We start from the raw sequence: 20,597 nt of genomic DNA, 5'->3' as shown, positions 1-20,597 counted from the left end.
ATGGCCCCGGGTTACTGCTGCGGGATATCCACGGTGGCCAGGACGCGCAGATCGAGGCGGTGGCGCGCGTCATCGCGCGGGTTGCGCCCGACGTGCTGCTGCTGCTGGACGTCGACTATGATCACGACCTCGTCACGCTGTCGGCGCTGCGCGATCGCATCGCGCTTGGCGGCCCGCAATATCCCCACCTGTTCGCCCTTAGGCCCAATACCGGGTGGCCCACCGGGCTGGACATGGACGGGGACGGGCGAGAGGGACGCGCCCGCGATGCACAGGGCTACGGCCGGTTCCCCGGACAGGGCGGGATGGCGTTGCTCTCGCAGCTGCCGGTGCGAACGGGTGGCGTTCGGGATTTCTCCCGGCTGTCGTGGCGCGACCTGCCGGGCGCGCACCTGCCCGAGCACCCCGACGGCACGCCGTTCCCCTCCGAGGCGGCCCAGGCAGCGCAACGCCTCGCCTCCGTCGGGTCGTGGGTGGTGCCGTTCGATCATGAAACGGGGCCGCTGACGGTTCTGGCCTTCCATGCCACGCCGCCCGTCTTTGACGGCCCGGAAGACCGGAACGGTTTGCGCAACCGCGATGAGCTGCGATTCTGGCGGCTGTTTCTCGACGGCGCTTTCGGATCACCGCCGGAGGCGCGCTTCGTGCTCATGGGCGGCGCGAACAACGACCCGGCCGACGGCGAGGGGCGCAAGCCGCCCCTGCGCGCGCTGCTGACCGACCCGCGCTTGCAGGATCCGCAGCCCGCCCGGCCCTCCCCCGTGCCGCCGCAACCCGGCCACGCGGGCGATCCGCGCCTGGACACGGTGGCGTGGGACGGCCCGGGCGCGTTGCGTGTGGATTACGTCCTGCCCTCGGCGGACTGGCACGTCGTGGATGCCGGGGTGCACTGGCCCCCGCCCGGCGCGCCCGGCGCGGCGGACGCGCGCGCGGCCAGCCGTCACAGGCTGGTCTGGGTGGACCTCGCCATCGAGTGATCCGCAACGCCGCGCGCCGGCACGCGCGGCAGCAGGGGCGCCGCCGCCGCGGCAAGGGCCTCTTCGGCGGAGGTGGCCCGGAAGTCCGGCAGCAGCTCGGAAAACCGCGCCCCGTCCAACCGGTGCGGAATGTCCCAGAGATAGCGCATCTCGCGCGTGCCGCTCAGCACCGGCATCGCCGGCTGCACCAGCCGCAACAGCCACCACGGCACCGGCCGCACCCGCAGCGGCCGCCCGGTCACTCGCTCCAGCGTGGCGACGACCTCGGCCCCCGTCAGGGTGTGGCCGGGAAACGGGATGTCGGCAAAACGCGGCAGGCCATCGCGCGCTTCGGCCAGCAGCTGAAAGGCGCGCGCGAAATCCGGCAGATAGGCCCAGGCATGCGGCACATCCAGCCGCCCGGGATAGTGCAGCACGCCACGCGCGATCCGGTGCGCCATCAGACGGTCGAACACCTGGCCGCTGGCCTCGGTATCCAGGAAATCCCCGCCGCGCAACAGGATAGTGCGCACCCCTTCGTCGCGATAGGCGGCCTCCAACTCGATGCGCAGCCGCCCCAGGCGGTTGGTGGCGCGGTGCGGCGTGTCCGCGCGCCAGACCACGCCGGCATCCCGCCCGAAGACATAGACGTTGCCGGGCAACAGCACCGTGCACTCGTGCCGCAGCGCCGCGCGGCGCACCTGCGCGTGCAACCCGGGCAATTCCGCCGCCCAGCGGTGGTAGGGCGGGTTCCAGCCGTTTGCGATCACGTCGGCGCCCTGCGCCGCGGCGTCGAGGTCGTCCGTGCCACGCCGGAAGCCGCGCACAAGCCACCCCGCCGCCTCGAATGGCGTAGCGATATTGCGGCCGAACCGGCCGGAGGCCCCGAGGATGAGGACAGTTTTCCGCATGATGCGCCCTTTCACGTGTCTGTGGTGACACGGCATTGCGGCCAACAGGGAAGAATGGGGATTGCCAAAATTCCTTGCTGTAATTTTCATATATGAATGGAAAAACCCTTTCCCCGGTCGATTGGTCGCTCGTGCGGGCGTTTCTCGCCGTTGCGGACACCGGGTCGCTTTCCGGTGCTGCGCGGCGAACGGGCGTCAGCCAGCCCACGCTGGGCCGGCAGGTGCGCCAGCTCGAGGCGGCACTCGGGCAGCGACTGTTCGACCGCCAGCCGCGGGGGCTGGCCCCCACCGACACCGCCCGCGCCCTGATCGAACCGGCCCGCCGCATGCAGGCGGCCATGAGCGAGATCGAACTGACCGCCGCCGGGCGGCAAACCGAGCTGAGCGGCCCGGTGCGCATCACCGCCAGCGACATGGTGGCGCTGCACGTCCTGCCCCCCATCCTGGCCGAGCTTCACACCGCCGAACCGGGCATCACCGTCGATCTTGTCGCCAGTAACGCCAGCGAGAACCTGTTGTTCCGCGAATCCGACATCGCGGTGCGCATGTACCGGCCGCGGCAGCTCGATCTCGTGGCGCGGCACCTGGGCGACGCCGAACTGGGTATGTTCGCCGCCCGACGCTATCTCGACCGGGCGGGGCGCCCGCGCAGCGTGGCCGACCTCGGGCAGCACAGCATGATCGGCTACGACCGCAGCGAGGAGATCATTCGCGGCATGCAGGCACGCGGCCTTGCCGCCACGCACGACTGGTTCGCGCTGCGCTGCGACAGCCACCCGGTCTACTGGGCGCTCGTGCGGGCGGGCTGCGGCATCGGCTTCGGGCAGGCGACACTGGGCCGTGCCGACCCCGCGATCGAGGAGATCGACCTTGGCCTCGATCTGCCGGTCCTGCCCGTCTGGCTGGCCACGCACCGCAGCCTGCGCCAGACGCCCCGCATCGCGCGGGTTTGGGATGCGCTGGCCGCGGGACTCGCCCCTTGGCTTTCTTGACCGCCGGTGACCTTCGGGATACGCGAAAGCGACGCAAGAAAACGGAAGGACGGCCCCATGAGCACCCCCTCGCTTCTCATCCTGCCCGGCGATGGCATCGGCCCCGAGGTCATGACCGAGGTCGCCAGGGTCATCGAGTGGTTCGGGCAAAAGCGCGGGATGGCCTTCGACCTGTCCGAGGATCTCGTTGGGGGTGCGGCCTATGACGCACACGGTGTGCCGTTGGCCGACAAGACCATGGAGAAGGCCCAAGCGGTCGATGCCGTCCTGCTGGGCGCCGTGGGCGGGCCGAACTACGACACCCTGGATTTCAGCTTGAAGCCCGAACGCGGCCTGCTGCGCCTGCGCAAGGAGATGGACCTTTTCGCGAACCTGCGCCCGGCACAATGCTTCGATGCGCTGGCCGATTTCTCCAGCCTGAAGCGTGACGTGGTCGCGGGACTGGACATCATGATCGTGCGCGAGCTGACGAGCGGGGTCTACTTCGGGGAGCCGCGCGGCATCTTCGAGGAAGGGAACGAACGGGTGGGCATCAACACCCAGCGTTACACCGAGTCCGAGATCGACCGCGTGGCGCGGGCGGCGTTCGAACTGGCACGCAAGCGGTCTAACCGCGTCTGCTCGATGGAAAAGGCCAACGTGATGGAATCCGGTGTGTTGTGGCGCGAGGTGGTCACGCGGGTGCAAGACGCCGACTATGCCGACGTGGCGCTGTCGCACATGTACGCGGACGCGGGCGCGATGCAGCTGTGCCGCTGGCCCAAGCAGTTCGACGTGATCGTCACCGACAACCTGTTCGGGGACCTGCTCTCGGACGCGGCGGCGATGCTGACCGGGTCCCTGGGCATGCTGCCCTCGGCCAGCCTGGGTGCACCGATGGCAAACGGCCGACCCAAGGCGCTCTACGAGCCCGTGCATGGCAGCGCTCCGGACATCGCCGGGCAGGGCAAGGCGAACCCCATCGCCTGCATCCTGAGCTTCGCCATGGCGCTGCGCTACAGCTTCGACCGGGGCGAGGAGGCGAGCAGGCTGGAGGCTGCCGTCGAGCGCGTGCTGGCCGAGGGAAAGCGCACCCCGGACCTGCTGGGTGAAGAGGGCGCAACGCCCGTGACCACGGCGCAGATGGGCGACGCGATCCTCGCGGCGCTCGACGAAAGCCTTTGATCGGCGTCTATTCGGCCGAGGCCCGCGCGACCGACCAATAGCCCGCAAGGCGCTGCGCGAGCGCCTGCCTGGATTCGACCATGAGCCGCGGCGCCGCGGCAAAGGCGCGTTGGCGCAGCATCTGGCCCCGTTCACGCGCGAGCGTGGCGATCTCTTCGATCGCGGCCTGGGGAAGACGGCCGGTCGCGTCCTCGCGCAGCGTGTCGACCAGGACGACCAGATCGTGGTCATCCCCCAGCCATTCGCCCAGGTCGTCCAGCGCGTCGGCGCGCGCCGACAACTCGGCCGGCCATGCGTTGCGCAGCAGCCGGCAATGGTACCAGTGATACTTCACCCGCTTGCGCCATTCGTGCAGGCGCTCCGGGTTCGGAGCTTGCCGTGCCTCGAAATGGCGCTTGCACACCCGACCGTACGTCTTGGCAACTCCGCCGGCAATTGCGGCGTCCTCGGCTTCCATCAGCGCCCAGGCGGTCACGCGGTCGCGCGCGGCGACAAGGCGGTGGCCGGCGTCCTCCAGCCGGACCGGCAGGTTCTTCTCGCGCAGCACCGCGTCCCGTCGTGCATCGGCCCAGTCGCGCACGGGCGCGAGAACGGCCTCGGCGCGATCCTCGGGCATATGCCCGGCCAGCCCGTCAACCGTCTCGCGCAGCACCTGCGCGTCGCGGATGTCAGAGAAAAGCCGCGCGATGTCGCGAAAGGCACGGTTCTCGGTCTCGTAGGTCCTGCCCAGCGCGGGCCGCGCCAGCCGCAGAAGCCCGCGAAGTTTCTTCATCCGCTTGCGCACGTCATGTACCGATTCCTCCAGCTCGGTCTCGGTGGCCTCAAGCGAAGCCAGGGCGCCGTCGATCTGCTCGTATGCGGCGGTGCGCATCTCGTCGATCAACGCGTTCTCGGGATTGAGCCGATAGGACATTGCTCCCCGCGGATTTTTCGCCAATCTGTCCATGGTTTCGGGTTATTTCAACACTTGCATATCGCGACGGTTGGGTTTAATCGCCCCTGCACGGTCGGAGTGTAGCTCAGCCTGGTAGAGCACCGTCTTCGGGAGGCGGGGGTCGTAGGTTCGAATCCTGCCACTCCGACCATTGTTCGAGGGCCGGCACGATCTGGTCTGTTCCAGCGAAATTGCTTCCTAGGATATGCGGTTAGCAATTTGCAGCGAAGCCCGCTGCTGGCTGACCTGCTTCCCCCATTGTTCTCGAACCGGGCCTCGGAAGTCATTTGACTCAATCGGCATTGGAAGCAGAACACGATCCACGGGCATCGCGCCCGCGGCACCGGCATACTCAACAACGAGCTTTATAGCGGCCGGCGGGTCTGGAACCGGCTGTCCTATCGCAAGCATCCGATCACGCAGAAGCGCGTGTCCCGTCTCAATCCGCCGGAGGAATGGAAGACCGGCGCAGGCGCGTCGCAGAGCACGCGCCGCCGGAAAATACCTTCTGTCCGGGTTGCTGAGCTGCGGCCAGTGCGGTGGCAAGCTCACCGTGGCCGGCAAGGGCCGTCGGCGCCTCTACTACTGTGCCAACGCCAAGGAGAAGGGGGCCGCTGTCTGCGAGGGAATGCCCGGGCTGCGCGAGACCGACGCGGCCGAGGCGATCCTGGGCTGCATGCGCAGCGGCCTGATGCAGGACGCGGCGTATGAGGACTTCCGCGCCCGCTTCATCGCCAAGCTGCGCGCGCAGGAAGAGGACAGCGGTGCCGCCCTACGGCGGCACGACGAGAAGGTGCGGGACCTGCAAACGATCCACGCGAACCTTCTACGCGCCGTGGAGGGCGGCTTGGGCGGACCGGGCTGGCCCGGGAAGGATTTCTGCCGACGATCTCGGGCTTGGTGTCGGTGTAATGCGTGCGCGTCGGCGGGCATCACCGCCGAGGCGCCTTGATTGCAGAGCATCCCGATTTCGCAATCGCCAGGTTGAGCGCGGCGCCGTTCTGGATGAGGAATGAACGCAAGTCTCACCGCGGGAACGCTTGGTCCGGCAACAAGGTACCGTCGTGAGAAATTCAATCTGGAGGCTGAATGCCGCGCTTTCTGCATACGTCCGATCTTCACCTGGCCAAGCCCTTCGGCCGTTTCGACGAGTCGCTCCGCGGGCGGCTGCGCGAGGCGCGGTTCGCGAAGATCGCGGAGATCGCGCAGCTTGCTCGAGACCGCGCGGCCGGGACGGTACTGCTGGCCGGCGACACCTTCGATGCGCAGACACCCCCGCCGCGCGTCGTCCGGCAGGCGATCCGGGCGTTCGCCGACGCCTCGGACATCCGGTGGGTCATCCTGCCGGGCAACCATGACAGCCTCGCCGCGTCGGAGCTCTGGGACAGGATCGTGCGGGAAAAACCCGACAACGTGATCCTCGCGCTCGACCCGCTGCCGGTGGACGTCGGGGCGGACATGACGCTGCTGCCCGCGCCGCCGCAGGTGCGCCACCCCGGGCGCGACCTCACGGAATGGATGGACGATGCCGAAACCGATCCGGCACGGGTCCGGGTCGGGCTCGCGCACGGCGGCATCCGCGACTTCGGCAGCGACGATGCGGCGCCGGGCGTGATTGCGCCCGACCGGGCCCGGTCGGCGGGCCTCGATTACCTCGCGCTCGGGGACTGGCATGGCCGTCTCCGGGTCGATGCGCGCACCTGGTACAGCGGTGCGCCGGAGCCCGACAGCTTCAAGCGGCACGATCGCGCCGGCCCGCTGCTGGTCGAGATCGCGGCGCCGGGGGCGACACCCGACGTAGAAGCGATCCCGACGGGTCATTTCAGCTGGTGTGCGCCCCGGGTCGACCTGCGGCCGGGGGAGGACATCCGGGCGGCGCTCGAGGCCGCGCTGCCGGCGCCGGCGGCGCGGCGCGACGCGCTGGTTCGGATGACCGTGGAGGGCCGGCTGCCGCTGGGCGCGCAGGCGCAGGTCGAGCGGGTTTGCGCGGACCTTGCCGATGATTTCGGGCATTTCGAGGCCGACACCTCGGCCATCGCGACCGAGCATGACACCACGGACCTCGACGACATCGACACGGCAGGGGCGTTGCGCGTGGCGGCCGAGCGGCTGTTGGCGGACAGCGAGGATGCCGACCGCGCCGCCGACGAGCGCCGCGTCAGCGAACGGGCGCTGTCCCGGCTCTACACGATGGCCAGGGAGGTATCGCAATGAAGCTGCGCGCGATCCACCTTACGAACGTCCGCCGGTTTGCCGGCGAGACGGCCTCGATCACGGGCATCGGGGACGGGGTCACCACGATCTCGGCGCCCAACGAATCCGGCAAGTCCACCTTCTTCGACGCGCTTCACGCGCTCTTCTTTCTCGACCACAAGAGCCAGGCACAGGAGATCAAGAGCCTGCAGCCCTACGCGAAGGGGGCGGTGCGCATCGCGGCGGATGTGGAGGACCCGCAGGGACGGGCATTCCGGCTGGAAAAGAGCTTCCTGTCCCGCAAGGCCGCGCGCGTGACCGACCTCGCCAACGGACGGGTGATCGCCCAGGAAGGCGAGGCCGAGGACTGGATCGCGCGCTTCATCGGCGCTGCCGAGGGCGCCCCGGCCGGGCTTCTGTGGGTCCGCCAGGGCGCGACCGGGATGGAACCCGCGGGCAGCGGCGCGCGCGAGAAATCCGAACGCGCGCGGCTGCGCGAGGCGCGGCAGACCCTCATGTCGTCGGTTGCCGGCGAGGTGGACAATATCACGGGCGGGCGCCGGATGGACGCGATCATGAAGAAATGTACCGCGGAGCTGGAGGCGCTGGCCACGCAGGCGGGAAATCCCAAGGCCGGCGGCGCCTGGGCCCGGGCGCGCGCGGAGGTCGCGGCCCTCGAGGCAGAGGAAGCGGAGTTGTCCGGACCGCTGTCGGAACTCACCGACGCGCTCGAGGAGCGCGCCGAGCTGCGCCGGCAAAGCGCGGCGGACGCCGACCCGGACCGCGATGCACAGCGGGCCGAGGCGCTGCGCGCCGCGCGGGAGGCCGTGGAGACCGCGCGGGCCCACGCCGCGCGGGTGGAGGAGGCACGGCAGACCCTGCGGCTTGCACAGATCGAGGCCGACCGCGCCGGGGAACGGGCGGACTCCGCCCGCCGCGCCCGCGAAGCGGACGCCGCGCGCCGGACGGCGGCCGGGACGGCCGACGCGGCGCTCGAGCGGGCGACCGAGGATCTGGAAAGCCGCGATGCCGATCTCGCGCATGAAGAGAAGGGCCTCAGGACGGCGGTCGCCGTACGCGACGAAGTGGCCGCGCGCCTGGCGGCCGTGCGGGACCACGAGAAGCGGCGCGAGCGTGCTGCCCGGCATGAAAAGCTGGTCGCCCAGATGAACAAGGCGCGCGGCTTCGTCCGGGCGCACCGGACGAGCGCGGAGTTCCTGGCCGGGCACGCGGGCGTGCCCGACCTTGTTGCCGAGGTGGAGGCCCGCGCGGATGAACTGGCGGGGCTGACGGCCCGGCGCGAGGCGTCGGCGCCACGGGTATCGATGGACTATGACGGCGCGGCCCGTGTCCTGCAGGGGCAGGCCCCCGTGGAGCCCGGCACGGAATTGCCGATCGTGACCAAGACAGTTCTTGCGCTGCCGGGGATCGGGCGGATGACGCTTCGGCCATCCGGGTCCGTGGACGCCGACCATGTTGCTCGAGCCGAGGACGCGCTGGCCGACGTGCTCGACCGACTCGGCGTGGAGACCCGTGCCCAGGCGCGTGCGCTGCACGAAACGTGGCAGGCGGCCACCCGGGAGAAGGCCCGGGCGGAGGATGCCCTCGCCGTCGTCGCGCCGGAGGGCGTCGATGCGTTGCGGCAGGAGATCGAGGCCCTCGAGGCCGAGGGGCTGGACCTATCGGACGAGCCTCCGAAGGAGGACTCCGGTGCGCTCGAGCGCGCGCTGGAGGCCGCGGAAACCGCGGTCGCACAAGCGACAACGCGGCGCGATACCGCCCGCGAATCCCGCAATGCGGCGGCCGAGGCGCTGGCCGGCGCGCGCACGGAAGCGCGGCTGATCAGGCAGGCGATCGCGGAGGCCGAGACCGCGCCCGGCCCCGAGGCGGTCGCGGAACGCGACGCGGCCAGGGACCGGGCGCTTCAGGCACGGGACGAGGCGCACGCGGCCCTTGCGGATCTCGAGGCGAAGGCCCCGGACCTCGAGGCGCTGGAGGCCGAACTCGAACGTGTCCGATCGGCACAGGAGGCGACGGAGAGGACCCGGGCGCATCGGCAGGAACGGCTCGCCACGCTCGACGGGCTGATCGGCGCGCGCGCCGAGGACGGCGTCGAGTACCGCCTCGAGGAGTGCCGTGACAAGCTGAAACGCGCCCGCGAGCGCGCGGCGCGCTACGCCGAGGAGGTGGCCGTCCTCAGGGAACTCAAGGCGCAGCTGGAGGCCGCGCGGGCGGCCGCGCGCGAAACGTACTTCGAACCGGTGACGAACGAGCTGCTGCCCTTGCTTAAGATGCTCCACCCGGACGCCGAGGTCGAGATGGACCCCGAGACCATGCTGCCGGCGCGCATCGTCCGCGACGGGGAAACGGAGGAGCTCGACGTTCTCAGTGGCGGGGCGGTCGAGCAGGTTGCGATCCTGACCCGGCTGGCCTTCGCACGTCTCTACGCGCGCCAGGGCCGGGAGATCCCGATCATCCTCGACGACGCGCTGGTCCATTCCGACGACGCACGGATCGTGAAGATGTTCTCGGCGTTGACGCGCGCCGCGCGCAACCAGCAGATCCTGGTCTTTTCCTGCCGGACACGGGCCTTCGAGGACCTTGGCGGCACGCGGCCGGCGATCGAGCGGGCGCCGGCGAGCGGCTGATGCAGATGGCGCGACCGCGGCGGGCCGCCATGCCGGACCGGGCGTACCGGCTGTCGAGCGCGCTATTCGAAATCCGTTTTCAGGGCTTGCCCGACCTGCATGAGCGCCGCTTGAACCGCGTCGTACCCCGCTTTCATGCGCTCGCGCGGCCCCGCCACCGCAACGCCGAAAAGCTCACCATACACGACCACCGGAATGGCGGCCGCCATCACGTCGGAAACGTTTTCCCCGCTGGTCAGATACACGCCCGCCGCGTGTGCGTCGCGCAACTGTGCGTCCAGCGCCGCTTTCTCGACGACCGTGTTGTCCGTCACCTTGTCGAGTGAGAGCCGGTCCAGCACCCTCGCCCGTTCCTCGTCCGGCATCTCGCCCAGCACGAGCTTGCCGATCGCGCTGGAATGCAGCGGCTTGATGTCGCCCGGTTCGGCGCTGTAGCGGATGACCTGCGGCCCCTCGATCACGTCGAGGTAGACAACGCTGTCGTCCTGCCGGGTGCCGAGGATCACGGTTTCGCGCGTCGCTTCGCCCAGCTGGCGCAGGTACGGTTCGAAGTAGGATACCATGGGATCCTCGGCGGCGATGCTCCGGGCAAGGCGGAGCAGTCTCTTCGTCGGGTAGAACCTTTTCGTCCTGCGGTTCGTGTAAAGGTAGCCACCCTCGCGCAGGACGGCGACGAGCGCGTGGCAGGTGCTGATCGGCGTGTCCATGAGCTTGGCGATTTCGCTCAGCGAAAGGGGCGTGCCCTCTTGCGCGAAACACTCGAACAACCTGAGAGCCCGTGTCGAAGACGCGTCTGAAAATTTCATTGCCTGCGGCCGCCTTCCCTTGCCCAATGGGTGGCGCGATGGCGGCCTGCGCCGCCCGCGCGCCATATCGGCACTGCGCATACCCCGAAACACGTCGTCTTGTCACGCGGGCCGTTACCCACCGTGGCGCGGCCTCAGGGGCGGGCACCGGCCGACTGCCGTGCCCGCAGATGTAAGGCCAAAAGACCGGCAAAGACCACCGCGCCGATCACATCCGTCAGCGTGTCCGGCAGCAGAAGTGCCAGCGCGGCAAGAAGGCACGCCCCGCGCACGGCCAGCGGGACCGCTGCCTCGAAATACCCCACGGTGACGACGGTGAGCAGCCCGACGCCGGCCGCGCCGGTCACGAAGGCGACCGCGATGCTGCCGATGCTGCCCTGCATCAGCAGGACCGGGTCCTGCACGAAAAGATAGGGCACGAGGTAAAGGCTGAGCGACAGCAGGATCGCGAAACCGGCCGTGGGAAGCACCCTGCCGCGGCTGATCGCGGTGGCCGCGAACACCGCCGCGGCGACGGGGGGCGTGATCGCCGCGAGGCACGCGAAATAGTAGATGAACAGGTGCGCCTCGATCAGTTCCAGCCCGAGGCGCCCAAGCGGCGGCCCGAGCACGGCCGCGGCGACCGCATAGGCCGCCGGGGTCGGCATGCCCATGCCCAGCATGATCGCGACCACCATCGTCAGGATCAACGACAGCACAAGCATGTCGCGGCCGAGCGTGACGATGATCTGCGACAGCGTGACCCCGAGCCCGGTGAGGTTGATGATCGCCACGACAAGCTGCGCCGCCGCGATGATCATCCCGACATAGGCCACGTTGCGTGCCGCCTGGTCCGACATCATGCCGATCCCGCGCCCGGTTTCCGCCAGCGCGCGGCGCATCCCGCCCGCCTCGCGGAGCGTGGAAAGCTGGCCGATGACGAACAGGAGCAGCGCCAGGACGATCGCCCAAAGCACGGCGTACTGGACGGTGAACCGCGCGATGACCAGCCCGACGAGCACGCCGATCGGCACGATCAGCACCAGCACGGCCCTCGGCGCATAGGCGACCCGCCGCTCCGGGATCATCTCGCTGGGGATGGGTTGCAGGCCGTTCTTGCCCGCGAAAAGCCAGACCGCGAAGAGCAGCCCGATGTAGAACAGGGTGGACGGGATCAGCGCGGCCGTCGCGACATCGAGATAGGAAATGCCCAGAAGCTCGGCCATCAGGAAGGCGCCGGGCCCCATGATCGGCGGCATGAACTGCCCGCCGGTGGAGGCCACCGACTCGATCGCGCCGGAAAGGTTGCGGGAAAAACCCAGGCGGCGCATCAGCGGGATCGTCAGCACCCCGGTGCTGGCGACGTTCGCCACCGCCGAACCGTTGATCATGCCCATGAACGCGCTGCCGATCACCGCGACCATGCCGGCGCCCCCGCGCAGCCGGCCACCGATGCGCAGCGCGATGTTCAGGAAGGTCTGGCCCGCGCCGCTGGTATTCAGCAGCTCGCCGAAGATCAGGAACAGCGCGACCACGCTTGCGGAGATCCCCACCAGCATCCCAGTCACGCCCTGCGCCCCGAGGTAGAAGCTGAACAGCAGCCGGTCCGCGGTCAGGCCGCGATGCCCCAGGACGCCGGGGATGTAGGGGCCAAGGACCGCGTAGGCCAGGAACACCAGCACCAGCCCGACGAAGACCCATCCCAGCGCGCGGCGGATGCATTCCATCAGCGCCAGGAAGAGCGCGCCGCTCAGCGCCTTTTCGACGGCGGGATTGATGAACCAGTTGGACATCAGGATGGCGTCGCTGTGCACGACGAGATAGCCACCGGCCGTGACGGCCGTGGCGATGATGGCCCAGTCCACCGCCCGCAGGGCGGGCCGCAGCGGCTGGAACAGAACCGTCAGCACGATCGCCCCGCACAGGTGCACGCTTCGCAGCACGTGGCTGCCGATCAGCCCCGAGCCGGCGGCGACAAGGTGAAAGACGACCCAGGCCACCGCGACCGGCAGCAGGTAGCGCGGCGTCACCAGGGCACGCGGCATTGGTGCGCGCCCCCCGGCGCCGGACGTGGCGGTATCCCGGGTCGTCTCGGTCATCGGGTCACTCGACGGTCACGGCGCCGGGCACCGTGTACCCCTCTTCCTCGAGGTAGCGAACCACGCCCGAATGCAGCGGCGCGACGGCGGCGTCGATGGTCAGCTGCGCGGCGTCGATCCCGGCGGCCGGCTTGTAGACCTCGGAGGCCGCCGTCTTGCCCGCCTCGGAAAAGATCGCCTTGGCGATGTCATAGGCGATCTGCTCGGGCAGGGCCGAGGTGGTGTTGATGCCGATGGCGGTTTGAACGGTGTCCACCGGCCCGCCGCTGTCGCCGTAGAATTCGTCGGGGTTGGTCTGCGCGCTGCTGAAGAACGGGTAGGCCCCGGTCACCGCGTCGCGCTGCTCCTCGGTCAGCGACAGCACGCGTATGTCGCGCGACGACGCGGCCTGTTCGATGTATCCGTCCGGATTGATCCCGCCCTTGACGAAACCGACGATCTGGCGGTTCTGGAAGGCGTCCAGCGCATCGCTGCCCTCGGCGCGCGCGAGATCGGGGCTGATGCCGATGGTTTCGAACACCTTGTCCACCTGTCCCTCGGTCGAGGTGCCGCGGCCGCCGGGGTTGAACGCCTCGCCCTCGAGGTCGCTGACGGTTTCGATGCCGCTGCCCGACGCCACCACGAAGTTGAGCGGCAGCGGCGCGAAGAAGTAGAGCGTGCGCAGGTTGTCCGCCGGTTCGCGGAAAGGTGCCTCGCCCTGCACGGCGCCGTGGTCGGACGACGTGACCGAGATGCCCATGTCGACCTCGTTGCGCAGCAGCGCCTCGGTCGAGACTTCGGCACCGCCGAGTTCGCGCACGTTGACGTCGATGCCATCGACCGCGGTGTTGAGGAAGTTGGCGATCCCGACCTGGTAGGCATAGAACGACGATGCGCTGTGCGTCGCGCCCATGGTCAGGCGCTCCTGGGCATGGGCGCCTGTGAAGGCCAGGCAGGCCGCGATCGCGGCCCCCAGTCCGGTTGTCTTGATGGTTTTCATGGTGTCTCCTCCCTTTGGTTGAATTCAGCCGACGCCGAGTTTGCGCGTCAGCTTCTCGTAGGCGTCCGCCAGTGCGCCTTCGGCCAGGTGGCGGTCGCCTGACAGGGCCTCTTCTGCCTGCCGGGCGATCAGGGCGCGCAGGTGGTATCGCCTGCGGCGCGCGTTCGAGACCGCGTGTGGCCGCGCCTCGGCCAGCCACGCACGGTGCCGGTCGATCTCGTCACTCAGCCGGGGGACGCCGGTGCCGTCCCCCCGGGTTTCGACAACCGGCGGCATCCAGTCGCCGCGGGCCCGCAGGATGGTGCCGATATCGGCGGCCATGCGCGCGGCACCGGGCATATCGGCCTTGGTGACGGCGATGATGTCAGCGACCTCCAGGATCCCGGATTTCATCGTCTGCACGCTGTCCCCGGCGTCGGGCGGCACGATCAGGACGGTGGTGTCGACCAGCTCCGCGACCTCAACCTCGGACTGGCCAGTACCGACGGTTTCCAGCACGATCTCGTCGAAGGCGTGACGTTCCAGCGCCACCAGCAGGTCGACGATGTTGTCGCACAACCCGTTGCGGGCGCCGCGACTGGACAGCGAGCGGATGAAGAGGCCCGGCAGGTCGGCGATGCGGTCCATCCGGATGCGGTCGCCGAGTATCGAGCCCCCGCTGACGGGGCTGGAGGGATCGATCGCGAGGACCGCCATCGTGTCGCAAAGGTTCGCACCGATCCGGTGCGCGGCAAGAGTGTTGATCAGGGTCGACTTGCCCGCGCCGGGCGGGCCGGTCACGCCGATCCGCGGGCGGCTGGCCGGCGCGCTGTCGCCGATTTCCGCCAGAACGCTGTCGACGGGCGCGTTGGCGATCCGCGTCAGTTCGCGCGAGATGCGCCGGCGTGGCCGCGGCGCGGTCACGTGCCCGTCTCCTCGCCGCGGCCGGCGCGCAGGATGGCGTCGTGTTCGCCCAGCCCCGGCGGCGGGCGGACCTCGCCGCGGTGGCCGTCGTCCTTGATCGGGTTGCCGATCATGCGCAGCCGGTTCGCCCCGACGGGCACCTCGACCACCATGTCGCGCGACGCCGTCAACGGACCGTCCAGCGCGTCGGGCAGCGTCTGCACGGCCGCCGCAACGACCCCCAGCGGCGCGAGGCGCTCCGCCCAGGCCTCCGCGGTGTCGGCGCGCAGTTCCCGGGCGATCGCGGCGACCACCACGTCGCGGTTGTCCTGACGTCCCTTCATCGTGGCAAAGCGCGGGTCGTCAAGCCAGTCGGGCCGCGACAGCGCGTCGGCGAAGAGGCGCCAGAACTTGTCGTGCGTGATGAAAAGCACGAGGTAGCCCTCGCGCGCTGCGAAAAGCTGCGCGGGCACGATGTAGGGGTGCGCGCCGTCCCTGATCCGCTCGGCCCTGACCCCGGCATTGAGGTAGCCGCTGGCGACGTAATTGAGCTGCGACAGCAGCGTGTCGTACATCGACACGTCCATCTGCCCGCCGCGGCCTTCGACGATCTTGGCCACCAGCGCCAGCGCACCCATGATCCCGGCGGAATTGTCGACTGCCGAGTAGCCGGGTTTCACGGGCGGGCCGTCGGGATCGCCGGTCAGCATCATGACCCCGGTCATCGCCTGGATCACGTAATCATAGGCCGGTGATTCCGAGAACGGACCGTCCAGCCCGTAGCCCGTCAGCGCCACGCAGACCAGCCGCGGGTTCACGCGATGCAGGGCCGCATAGGTCAGCCCCAGTTTCTTGATCGCGGAGGGGCGCAGGTTGGTCAGCAGGGCGTCGGCCTGCCGCGCCAGCCGGCGCAGGTCCGCCTGGCCGGCCTCCGAGGCGAGGTCGAGCACGACACTTTCCTTGCCACGGTTGAGCGACGCGAAATAGGCATTGTGCGCCCCGATCGCGTGCGGGCTGATCGTGCGGCCGATGTCGCCCTCGGGCCCCTCGATCTTGATGACCCGCGCGCCGAGGTCCGCCAGCAACATGCCGCAGTAGGGCCCCGCGAGCATGTGCCCGACCTCCAGTATCGTCTTGCCGCTCAGTGGGCCGGTCATGTCAGGACAACTGCCTTTCTATCTCGGCGATCACGGTCTCGATCTTCATCTCGCTGGTGAACACGCCGGACACGCCGGCGTCGCGCAGGTCGGCATGGTCCTCGTCGGGAATGGTGCCGCCCACGAAAAGCTTGATGTCGCCCGCGTCCTCGCTTTCCAGCCGCGAGACCACGTCGGCCACCAGTTCCTTGTGGCTGCCCGACAGGATCGACAGCCCGACCATGTCCACGTCCTCGTCCACCGCGATCCGCACGATGTGCTCGGGGCTGCGGCGAAGGCCGGTGTAGATCACCTCGGCGCCGGCATCCCGCAGGGCGAGCGCGATGACCTTGGCGCCCACGTCGTGCCCGTCGAGGCCGGGTTTCGCGATGAGGATCCGCTTCTTGTCCAGTGGCATGGCTCAAAACCTTATGGGTTCCTGGAACTCGCCCCACTCCGCCTTGAGCGCGGCGACCATCTCGCCGACGGTCGCGTAGGCGTGGCAACATTCCACGAGGTGGGGCATGACGTTCTCGTCGTCGGTGCGGGCGGCCGCCCGAAGGCGGGCAAGCGCGCTTTCCACGGCGGCCGCGTCGCGGCCATCCATGACACGTTCGTACTTGTCGGTGACGTGCCGGACTGTCTCGGGATCCTGGTGGAACATCTCGCCGGTGTCGGTTTCGGTCTTTTCGCGGGTGCCAACGTTGACGCCGACGACCGGGCGGTCGCCGGAATCCGTGGCCTGCTTGCGTTCCTTGGCCCGTTCGGCGATCCGGGTTTGCAGGTAACCGTCCTCGATCGCCTTCACGACACCGCCGTAATCGTCGACCTCGCGCATGATACGCGCGATCTCTTCCTCCATCCGGTCGGTCAGCCACTCGGTGTAGTAACTGCCCCCCAACGGATCGACCGTGCGCGCGACGCCGCTTTCGTGGGCGACGATCTGCTGGGTGCGCAGGGCGATCTCCGCGCTGGTTTCCGTGGGGATCTGGTAGGCCTCGTCGAAGGCGCAGGTGAATACCGACTGCGCGCCCCCCATCACGGCGGCCAGCGTTTCGATTCCCACGCGCACGATGTTGTTCTGCGGCTGGGCGGCCGTCAGGGACGAGCCGCCGCAAACCACGCCGAAACGGAAGCGCAATGCCTTCTCGTCCGTAACGCCGTAGCGGTCCCGCAGCAGCTTCGCCCAGAGCCTGCGCCCGGCGCGGAACTTGGCGACCTCCTCGAACAGGTCCATGTGGACGTAGAAGAAGAAGCTAAGCCGCTTGGCGAAAGCGTTGATGTCACCGCCACGGGCCTTGAACTCGTCGACATAGGCCAGCCCGTTGGCGAGGGTGTAGCCCATCTCCTCGGCAGCGTTTGCGCCCGCGTCGCGCACATGCGCGCCGGCGATCGAGATCGGGTTGAAGCGTGGTGTCTCCGCGTTGGCGTAAAGCACGCTGTCGGCGATCAGCCGCATCGACTGGCGCACCGGGAATATCCAGGTGCCGCGGGCCACGTATTCCTTTAGAATGTCGTTCTGGATCGTGCCCGTCAGCTTGTCGCGCGGCACGCCCTGCTTGTCGGCCACCGCAAGGTACATCGCATAGACGATCGCGGCGGTGCCGTTGATGGTGAAGGACGTGGAGATGCCCGAAAGGTCGATCCCGTCGAACAGGATCTCCGCCTCGGCAAGGTTCGACAGGGAGACACCCACCTTGCCGACCTCGGACCGGGCCATCGGGTCCACCGGGTCGTAGCCGCACTGCGTCGGCAGGTCCAGGGCGACCGAAAGGCCGGTCTGTCCGCGATCAAGCAGGAACTTGTAGCGCGCGTTGGTGCTTTCTGCCGTGCCGAAGCCCGAGTACTGGCGGATCGTCCACAGGCGGCCGCGATAGCCGTTCTCGAAGATGCCCCGCGTGAACGGGAACTGGCCGGGCGCCCCGATCGCGACGGTGCCGGCCATGTCCGGCGTGATCGTGACGGGCACGTCGATCCCGCTCGGCGTGCGCGCCAGCGGATCGTTCGTCGCGCGGCTCGGAGCGCCGCCCTTGCCGGCCAGGCGGGTGTCGATGTCGGTCATGGCTACCCCGCTTTCCTGTTGAGAATTTTCGCGACCGCGGCATCGTGATCCGGATGCTCCCAGGTCATGCCGAAGCGTTCGGTTTCGATCATGTCGAGCGTGGCGCGCCCTTCGGTGCGAAGGGGCATCGCCAAGGCCTTGAAGGCGCGCATGACGTGCGGCGATTGCCGCTGCATCGGGCCGAGGAAGTCGGCGACCGCCGCCTCGAAGGCCATGTCGGCGTCACCCACCGCGTTCACGAGGCCGACCTGCCGCGCCGCGGGCGCGTCCAGCACCTCGGACCGGGTCAGCAGTTGCAATGCCACAGACGGGCCGACAAGCCGCATGAGGTCGACGCCCCCGCCCCAGGCCGAGGAAATGGCCAGCCTGCCCTGGATGAACCCGATGCGCGCATGCGGCGCCGCGATCCGCATGTCGCAGGCCATCGCCAGTTCCGCCCCGCCGCCCAGCGCGTCACCGTTGAGTGCGGCGATCACCGGAACCGGGAAGGCCCGGACGGCCGCGAGCGCGAGCTTGGCGTTTTCGGCCATCTCGCAGGCGGCCGCCGCGCCCTTCACATCGGCCAGTTCCTTCAGGTCGCCGCCGGAGGCAAAGGTCCTGTCGCCGGCGCCGCGAAGAACCGCGCAGGACAGGCCGTCATCTGTCGACGCCGCGTCGAACAGCCGCCGAAGCTCATCCAGCACGGCGCGGCTCAAGGGGTTTCGCTTCTCTGCCCGGTTAATGGTGACGTGAAGCGTGCCGTCCTCGATCCGGCTTGTGACGATCTGCTGCGTCATGCGGTGACCACGCGGCGCGACCCGCCCCGGAAATCCAACATCATCGTCGCGTCCTCCCCACTTGGCACCTTCGAACCTGGCCGCCCGACAACCGCCATTGCTCGAAGCTGTATTCCATTTTTAGAAATACATTTTCAAATATGGAAGCTACTCGACATGCAACACCGAGTCAAACCCTTCCCTTGGCCTTGGCGGCTCCTGCTTGTCGAGCGTGGGGCTCACTTGCCGGACTCGAGACCGTTTGACGATCACGGCCGAAGGATCACGGTTGCCGCAAGGGTCGGGACTTGTCTTGCGCCGCGCCCTCGCGTGCGCATTCCAACGTATCCGGTCGGTCGTTCCGACGGCATCCGGTCAGCGATTCCGGGTATCCGGTCACTGCGTGACGACGCCTCTGAGCGTGGTTTCGTGATGTCGTTTCCGGTTGGTTCGGTCAAGGGTTTCGAGGCTCGTGACACCGGAGCCGCGCGCGAGGCCGTGCGCGCCCCATGACGCTGGCGCGGCGTCGCGCGCGGCGGTGATGCTGGTATGTGTCACATTTCGCTCTTTCGCATCGAGGGGCCGTCAAGGGGCAGCCTGTGGGCGTTGTGAACAAGCCGGTCGAGGATGGCGTCAGCGAAGGTGGGCTCGCCGATGACGTCGTGCCACGCCTCGACGGGGAGCTGGCTTGTGACGAGGATCGAGCCGTTGCCGTAGCGCTCCTCGACGATCTCCATGAGGTCGCACCGTTGCGCGGCCGTCAGCCGGTCCGGCCCCCAGTCGTCCAGGATCAGCAGATCGGTGCGGACGAGCTGCCGGAACAGCTTGGGGAACCGGCCGTCGCCGTGGGCGAGTTCGAGGTCGGCGAACAGTCGCGGCAGGCGGTGATAGAGCACGGTGCTGCCGTCGCGACAAGCTTTCTGGCCGAGGGCGCAGGCGAGCCAGGTCTTCCCGACACCGCAGGGGCCGGTGATGATCAGGTTCTGCCGCTTGCCGATCCAGTCGCCGTGAGCGAGTTGGCGGAACAGGCCCCGGTCGAGTTGCCGCGGGGCGCGGTAATCGACGTCCTCGACGGTGGCGCCGGCATGACGCAGCTTCGCGGTCCGCATCCGGCTCTGATGGCGCTTGGTGCTGCGGTTGGATGCCTCTCGGTCGATCAGGAAGCCGAGCCATTCGGCATGGCTCAGATCGGCGGCCTGGTCCTGGCTCTGCAGGTCTGCAAAGGCGTCGGCCATGCCGTCGAGCTTGAGCTCGCGCAGGCGTTGCTGGGTTGGGTGATCGAGCATGCTGTCTCCTTGTCAATTGAAGTAATTAGCGCCGCGGATGTTGGGGTGGGGGATCGCCGGCCCCTCCGCGGGCGTCTCGGGCCGTCGGCGATGCAGGTTGTTCCGGAGGATGGACTTGACCGAGCTGTAGGACAGACAGCCGATCTCGTGAGCGCGCTGGCATGCGGCCTCGAGCGCGTCGGCGCCGTGGGGCCTGGCCAGTCGCACGATGCCGAGGCAGGCCCGGAACCCCTGCTCGGGATGCGGCTTCTCGTGCAGGATGAGGTCCACGAGGGTGGCGGTGTTGGGGCCGATCTTGTCGGCTTTTCGTCGGATCGCGGCCGGCGTCATCCCGGCGTATCGGCGATGGCTGGCGGGCATGTGATCGGCCACGGTGGTGTGCTTGCGGTTGCCCGAAGTCCGAAGATGGGACGCCACGCGCTCGCCATCATGGAAGACCTCGACGGTTTTGGCCGTGATCCGGACCCAGAGCGTCTTCTTCAGGAGCTGATGGGGAATGACCTGAGACCCGACTTTCCTCCAGCCTTAGGAAGAATCCGTCGGTTGATTACTGGCCTCATGCGGCCTTGGTTTCCAGTTTCGATTTCATTGCAAACTCCTGCGGCGTGAGATTGCCCAGGGATGAGTGGGGTCTGTGTCGGTTGTAGTCCTCCTTCCATGCGCCGATCTTTTCACGGGCTTCGGCCAGCGTTGAGAACAGGGTCTCGTTCAATAGCTCGTCCCGGAAGCTGCCGTTGAAAGACTCGATGAAGCCGTTCTGCATTGGCTTTCCCGGTGCGATGTAGTGCCAGTCGATCCGCGTTTCTTGGCACCAT

Annotated in this window: 20 protein-coding genes, 1 tRNA gene and 1 pseudogene; 8 read left to right on the top strand and 14 right to left on the bottom strand. The window is 68.6% G+C overall.

What is annotated here, in order from left to right:
• Positions 1-59: 59 nt before the first annotated feature.
• Positions 60-977 (top strand): endonuclease/exonuclease/phosphatase family protein, encoded by a 918-nt coding sequence (locus CEF10_RS00780; RefSeq protein ID WP_232796360.1) that lies wholly within the window; start codon positions 60-62, stop codon positions 975-977.
• Here the strand turns inward: CEF10_RS00780 and CEF10_RS00775 are convergent.
• Entirely contained in the window at positions 941-1,867 is a 927-nt protein-coding gene (locus CEF10_RS00775) for a Rossmann-fold NAD(P)-binding domain-containing protein (RefSeq protein WP_232796359.1), read from the bottom strand. The genes CEF10_RS00780 and CEF10_RS00775 overlap by 37 nt on opposite strands.
• A gap of 131 nt (positions 1,868-1,998) precedes the next feature.
• Here CEF10_RS00775 and CEF10_RS00770 point away from each other — a divergent pair, with 131 nt between their 5' ends.
• Positions 1,999-2,859 carry a LysR family transcriptional regulator gene (locus tag CEF10_RS00770; RefSeq protein ID WP_332870120.1) on the top strand — a complete coding sequence of 287 codons (861 nt, stop codon included), beginning with the start codon at positions 1,999-2,001 and terminating at the stop codon, positions 2,857-2,859.
• 57 nt (positions 2,860-2,916) lie between these two features.
• A complete protein-coding gene (gene leuB / locus CEF10_RS00765; protein WP_101065455.1) occupies positions 2,917-4,023 on the top strand; it encodes a 3-isopropylmalate dehydrogenase in 1,107 nt (368 codons plus the stop codon).
• A 7-nt stretch (positions 4,024-4,030) separates the two neighbouring features.
• Here leuB and CEF10_RS00760 read toward each other — a convergent pair whose 3' ends face one another.
• A complete protein-coding gene (locus CEF10_RS00760; RefSeq protein WP_157932925.1) occupies positions 4,031-4,936 on the bottom strand; it encodes a CHAD domain-containing protein in 906 nt (301 codons plus the stop codon).
• 95 nt (positions 4,937-5,031) lie between these two features.
• Here CEF10_RS00760 and CEF10_RS00755 point away from each other — a divergent pair.
• The 5 genes and pseudogenes from CEF10_RS00755 (at position 5,032) to CEF10_RS00740 (ending at position 9,798) form a co-directional block, all read left to right on the top strand.
• Positions 5,032-5,108 (top strand) — tRNA-Pro (locus CEF10_RS00755).
• 54 nt (positions 5,109-5,162) lie between these two features.
• Positions 5,163-5,567 (top strand): annotated as a pseudogene (locus CEF10_RS17130) (zinc ribbon domain-containing protein); the annotation flags it as partial.
• A gap of 18 nt (positions 5,568-5,585) precedes the next feature.
• Positions 5,586-5,909, top strand: coding sequence for a hypothetical protein (locus CEF10_RS17125; RefSeq protein ID WP_232796384.1), 324 nt, complete (start codon positions 5,586-5,588; stop codon positions 5,907-5,909).
• 137 nt (positions 5,910-6,046) lie between these two features.
• Positions 6,047-7,171: a metallophosphoesterase family protein gene (locus CEF10_RS00745; protein WP_101065453.1), complete on the top strand. Its 1,125-nt coding sequence runs from the start codon at positions 6,047-6,049 to the stop codon at positions 7,169-7,171.
• Entirely contained in the window at positions 7,168-9,798 is a 2,631-nt protein-coding gene (locus tag CEF10_RS00740; protein ID WP_101065452.1) for an AAA family ATPase, read from the top strand. Before CEF10_RS00745 ends, CEF10_RS00740 begins: the two co-directional genes overlap by 4 nt.
• Before the next feature lie 62 nt (positions 9,799-9,860).
• Here the strand turns inward: CEF10_RS00740 and CEF10_RS00735 are convergent, their stop codons facing one another.
• The 12 genes from CEF10_RS00735 to CEF10_RS17120 form a co-directional block, all read right to left on the bottom strand.
• Positions 9,861-10,604 carry an IclR family transcriptional regulator gene (locus tag CEF10_RS00735; RefSeq protein ID WP_198586119.1) on the bottom strand — a complete coding sequence of 248 codons (744 nt, stop codon included), beginning with the start codon at positions 10,602-10,604 and terminating at the stop codon, positions 9,861-9,863.
• Between the two features lie 134 nt (positions 10,605-10,738).
• On the bottom strand, positions 10,739-12,628 hold the full coding sequence (locus CEF10_RS00730; protein ID WP_157932924.1) for a TRAP transporter permease: 1,890 nt from the start codon (positions 12,626-12,628) through the stop codon (positions 10,739-10,741).
• Positions 12,629-12,686: 58 nt separating this feature from the next.
• Positions 12,687-13,661 carry a TAXI family TRAP transporter solute-binding subunit gene (locus tag CEF10_RS00725; protein ID WP_101065449.1) on the bottom strand — a complete coding sequence of 325 codons (975 nt, stop codon included), beginning with the start codon at positions 13,659-13,661 and terminating at the stop codon, positions 12,687-12,689.
• A 24-nt stretch (positions 13,662-13,685) separates the two neighbouring features.
• Positions 13,686-14,564, bottom strand: a complete 879-nt coding sequence (locus CEF10_RS00720) for an ArgK/MeaB family GTPase (RefSeq protein WP_101065448.1) — start codon at positions 14,562-14,564, stop codon at positions 13,686-13,688.
• Complete coding sequence (locus CEF10_RS00715) at positions 14,561-15,700, bottom strand: CaiB/BaiF CoA transferase family protein (RefSeq protein WP_101065447.1); 1,140 nt, start codon at positions 15,698-15,700, stop codon at positions 14,561-14,563. Before CEF10_RS00715 ends, CEF10_RS00720 begins: the two co-directional genes overlap by 4 nt.
• A 1-nt stretch (position 15,701) precedes the next feature.
• Positions 15,702-16,097 (bottom strand): cobalamin B12-binding domain-containing protein, encoded by a 396-nt coding sequence (locus CEF10_RS00710; protein WP_101065446.1) that lies wholly within the window; start codon positions 16,095-16,097, stop codon positions 15,702-15,704.
• 3 nt (positions 16,098-16,100) lie between these two features.
• The gene (locus tag CEF10_RS00705) at positions 16,101-17,741 is read right to left on the bottom strand and encodes an acyl-CoA mutase large subunit family protein (RefSeq protein ID WP_101065445.1); all 1,641 of its coding nucleotides are present in this window, start codon (positions 17,739-17,741) and stop codon (positions 16,101-16,103) included.
• Positions 17,742-17,743: 2 nt separating this feature from the next.
• The gene (locus CEF10_RS00700; RefSeq protein WP_101065444.1) at positions 17,744-18,517 is read right to left on the bottom strand and encodes an enoyl-CoA hydratase/isomerase family protein; all 774 of its coding nucleotides are present in this window, start codon (positions 18,515-18,517) and stop codon (positions 17,744-17,746) included.
• 375 nt (positions 18,518-18,892) lie between these two features.
• A complete protein-coding gene (locus CEF10_RS16785; protein WP_157932923.1) occupies positions 18,893-19,054 on the bottom strand; it encodes a hypothetical protein in 162 nt (53 codons plus the stop codon).
• The gene (gene istB / locus CEF10_RS00695; RefSeq protein ID WP_101065443.1) at positions 19,051-19,782 is read right to left on the bottom strand and encodes an IS21-like element helper ATPase IstB; all 732 of its coding nucleotides are present in this window, start codon (positions 19,780-19,782) and stop codon (positions 19,051-19,053) included. Before istB ends, CEF10_RS16785 begins: the two co-directional genes overlap by 4 nt.
• A gap of 12 nt (positions 19,783-19,794) precedes the next feature.
• Entirely contained in the window at positions 19,795-20,280 is a 486-nt protein-coding gene (locus CEF10_RS00690) for a Mu transposase domain-containing protein (RefSeq protein ID WP_408638406.1), read from the bottom strand.
• A 58-nt stretch (positions 20,281-20,338) separates the two neighbouring features.
• The coding region (locus CEF10_RS17120; RefSeq protein WP_232796357.1) for an integrase core domain-containing protein at positions 20,339-20,597 on the bottom strand (259 nt) is incomplete at its 5' end.

Origin of the sequence: Roseovarius salinarum (assembly GCF_002834145.1) — a bacterium.
Classification (GTDB): Bacteria; Pseudomonadota; Alphaproteobacteria; order Rhodobacterales; family Rhodobacteraceae; genus Roseovarius; species Roseovarius salinarum.
The sequence above is the reverse complement of the archived record's forward strand: the minus strand, read 5'-3'. Positions and strand labels throughout refer to the sequence as shown.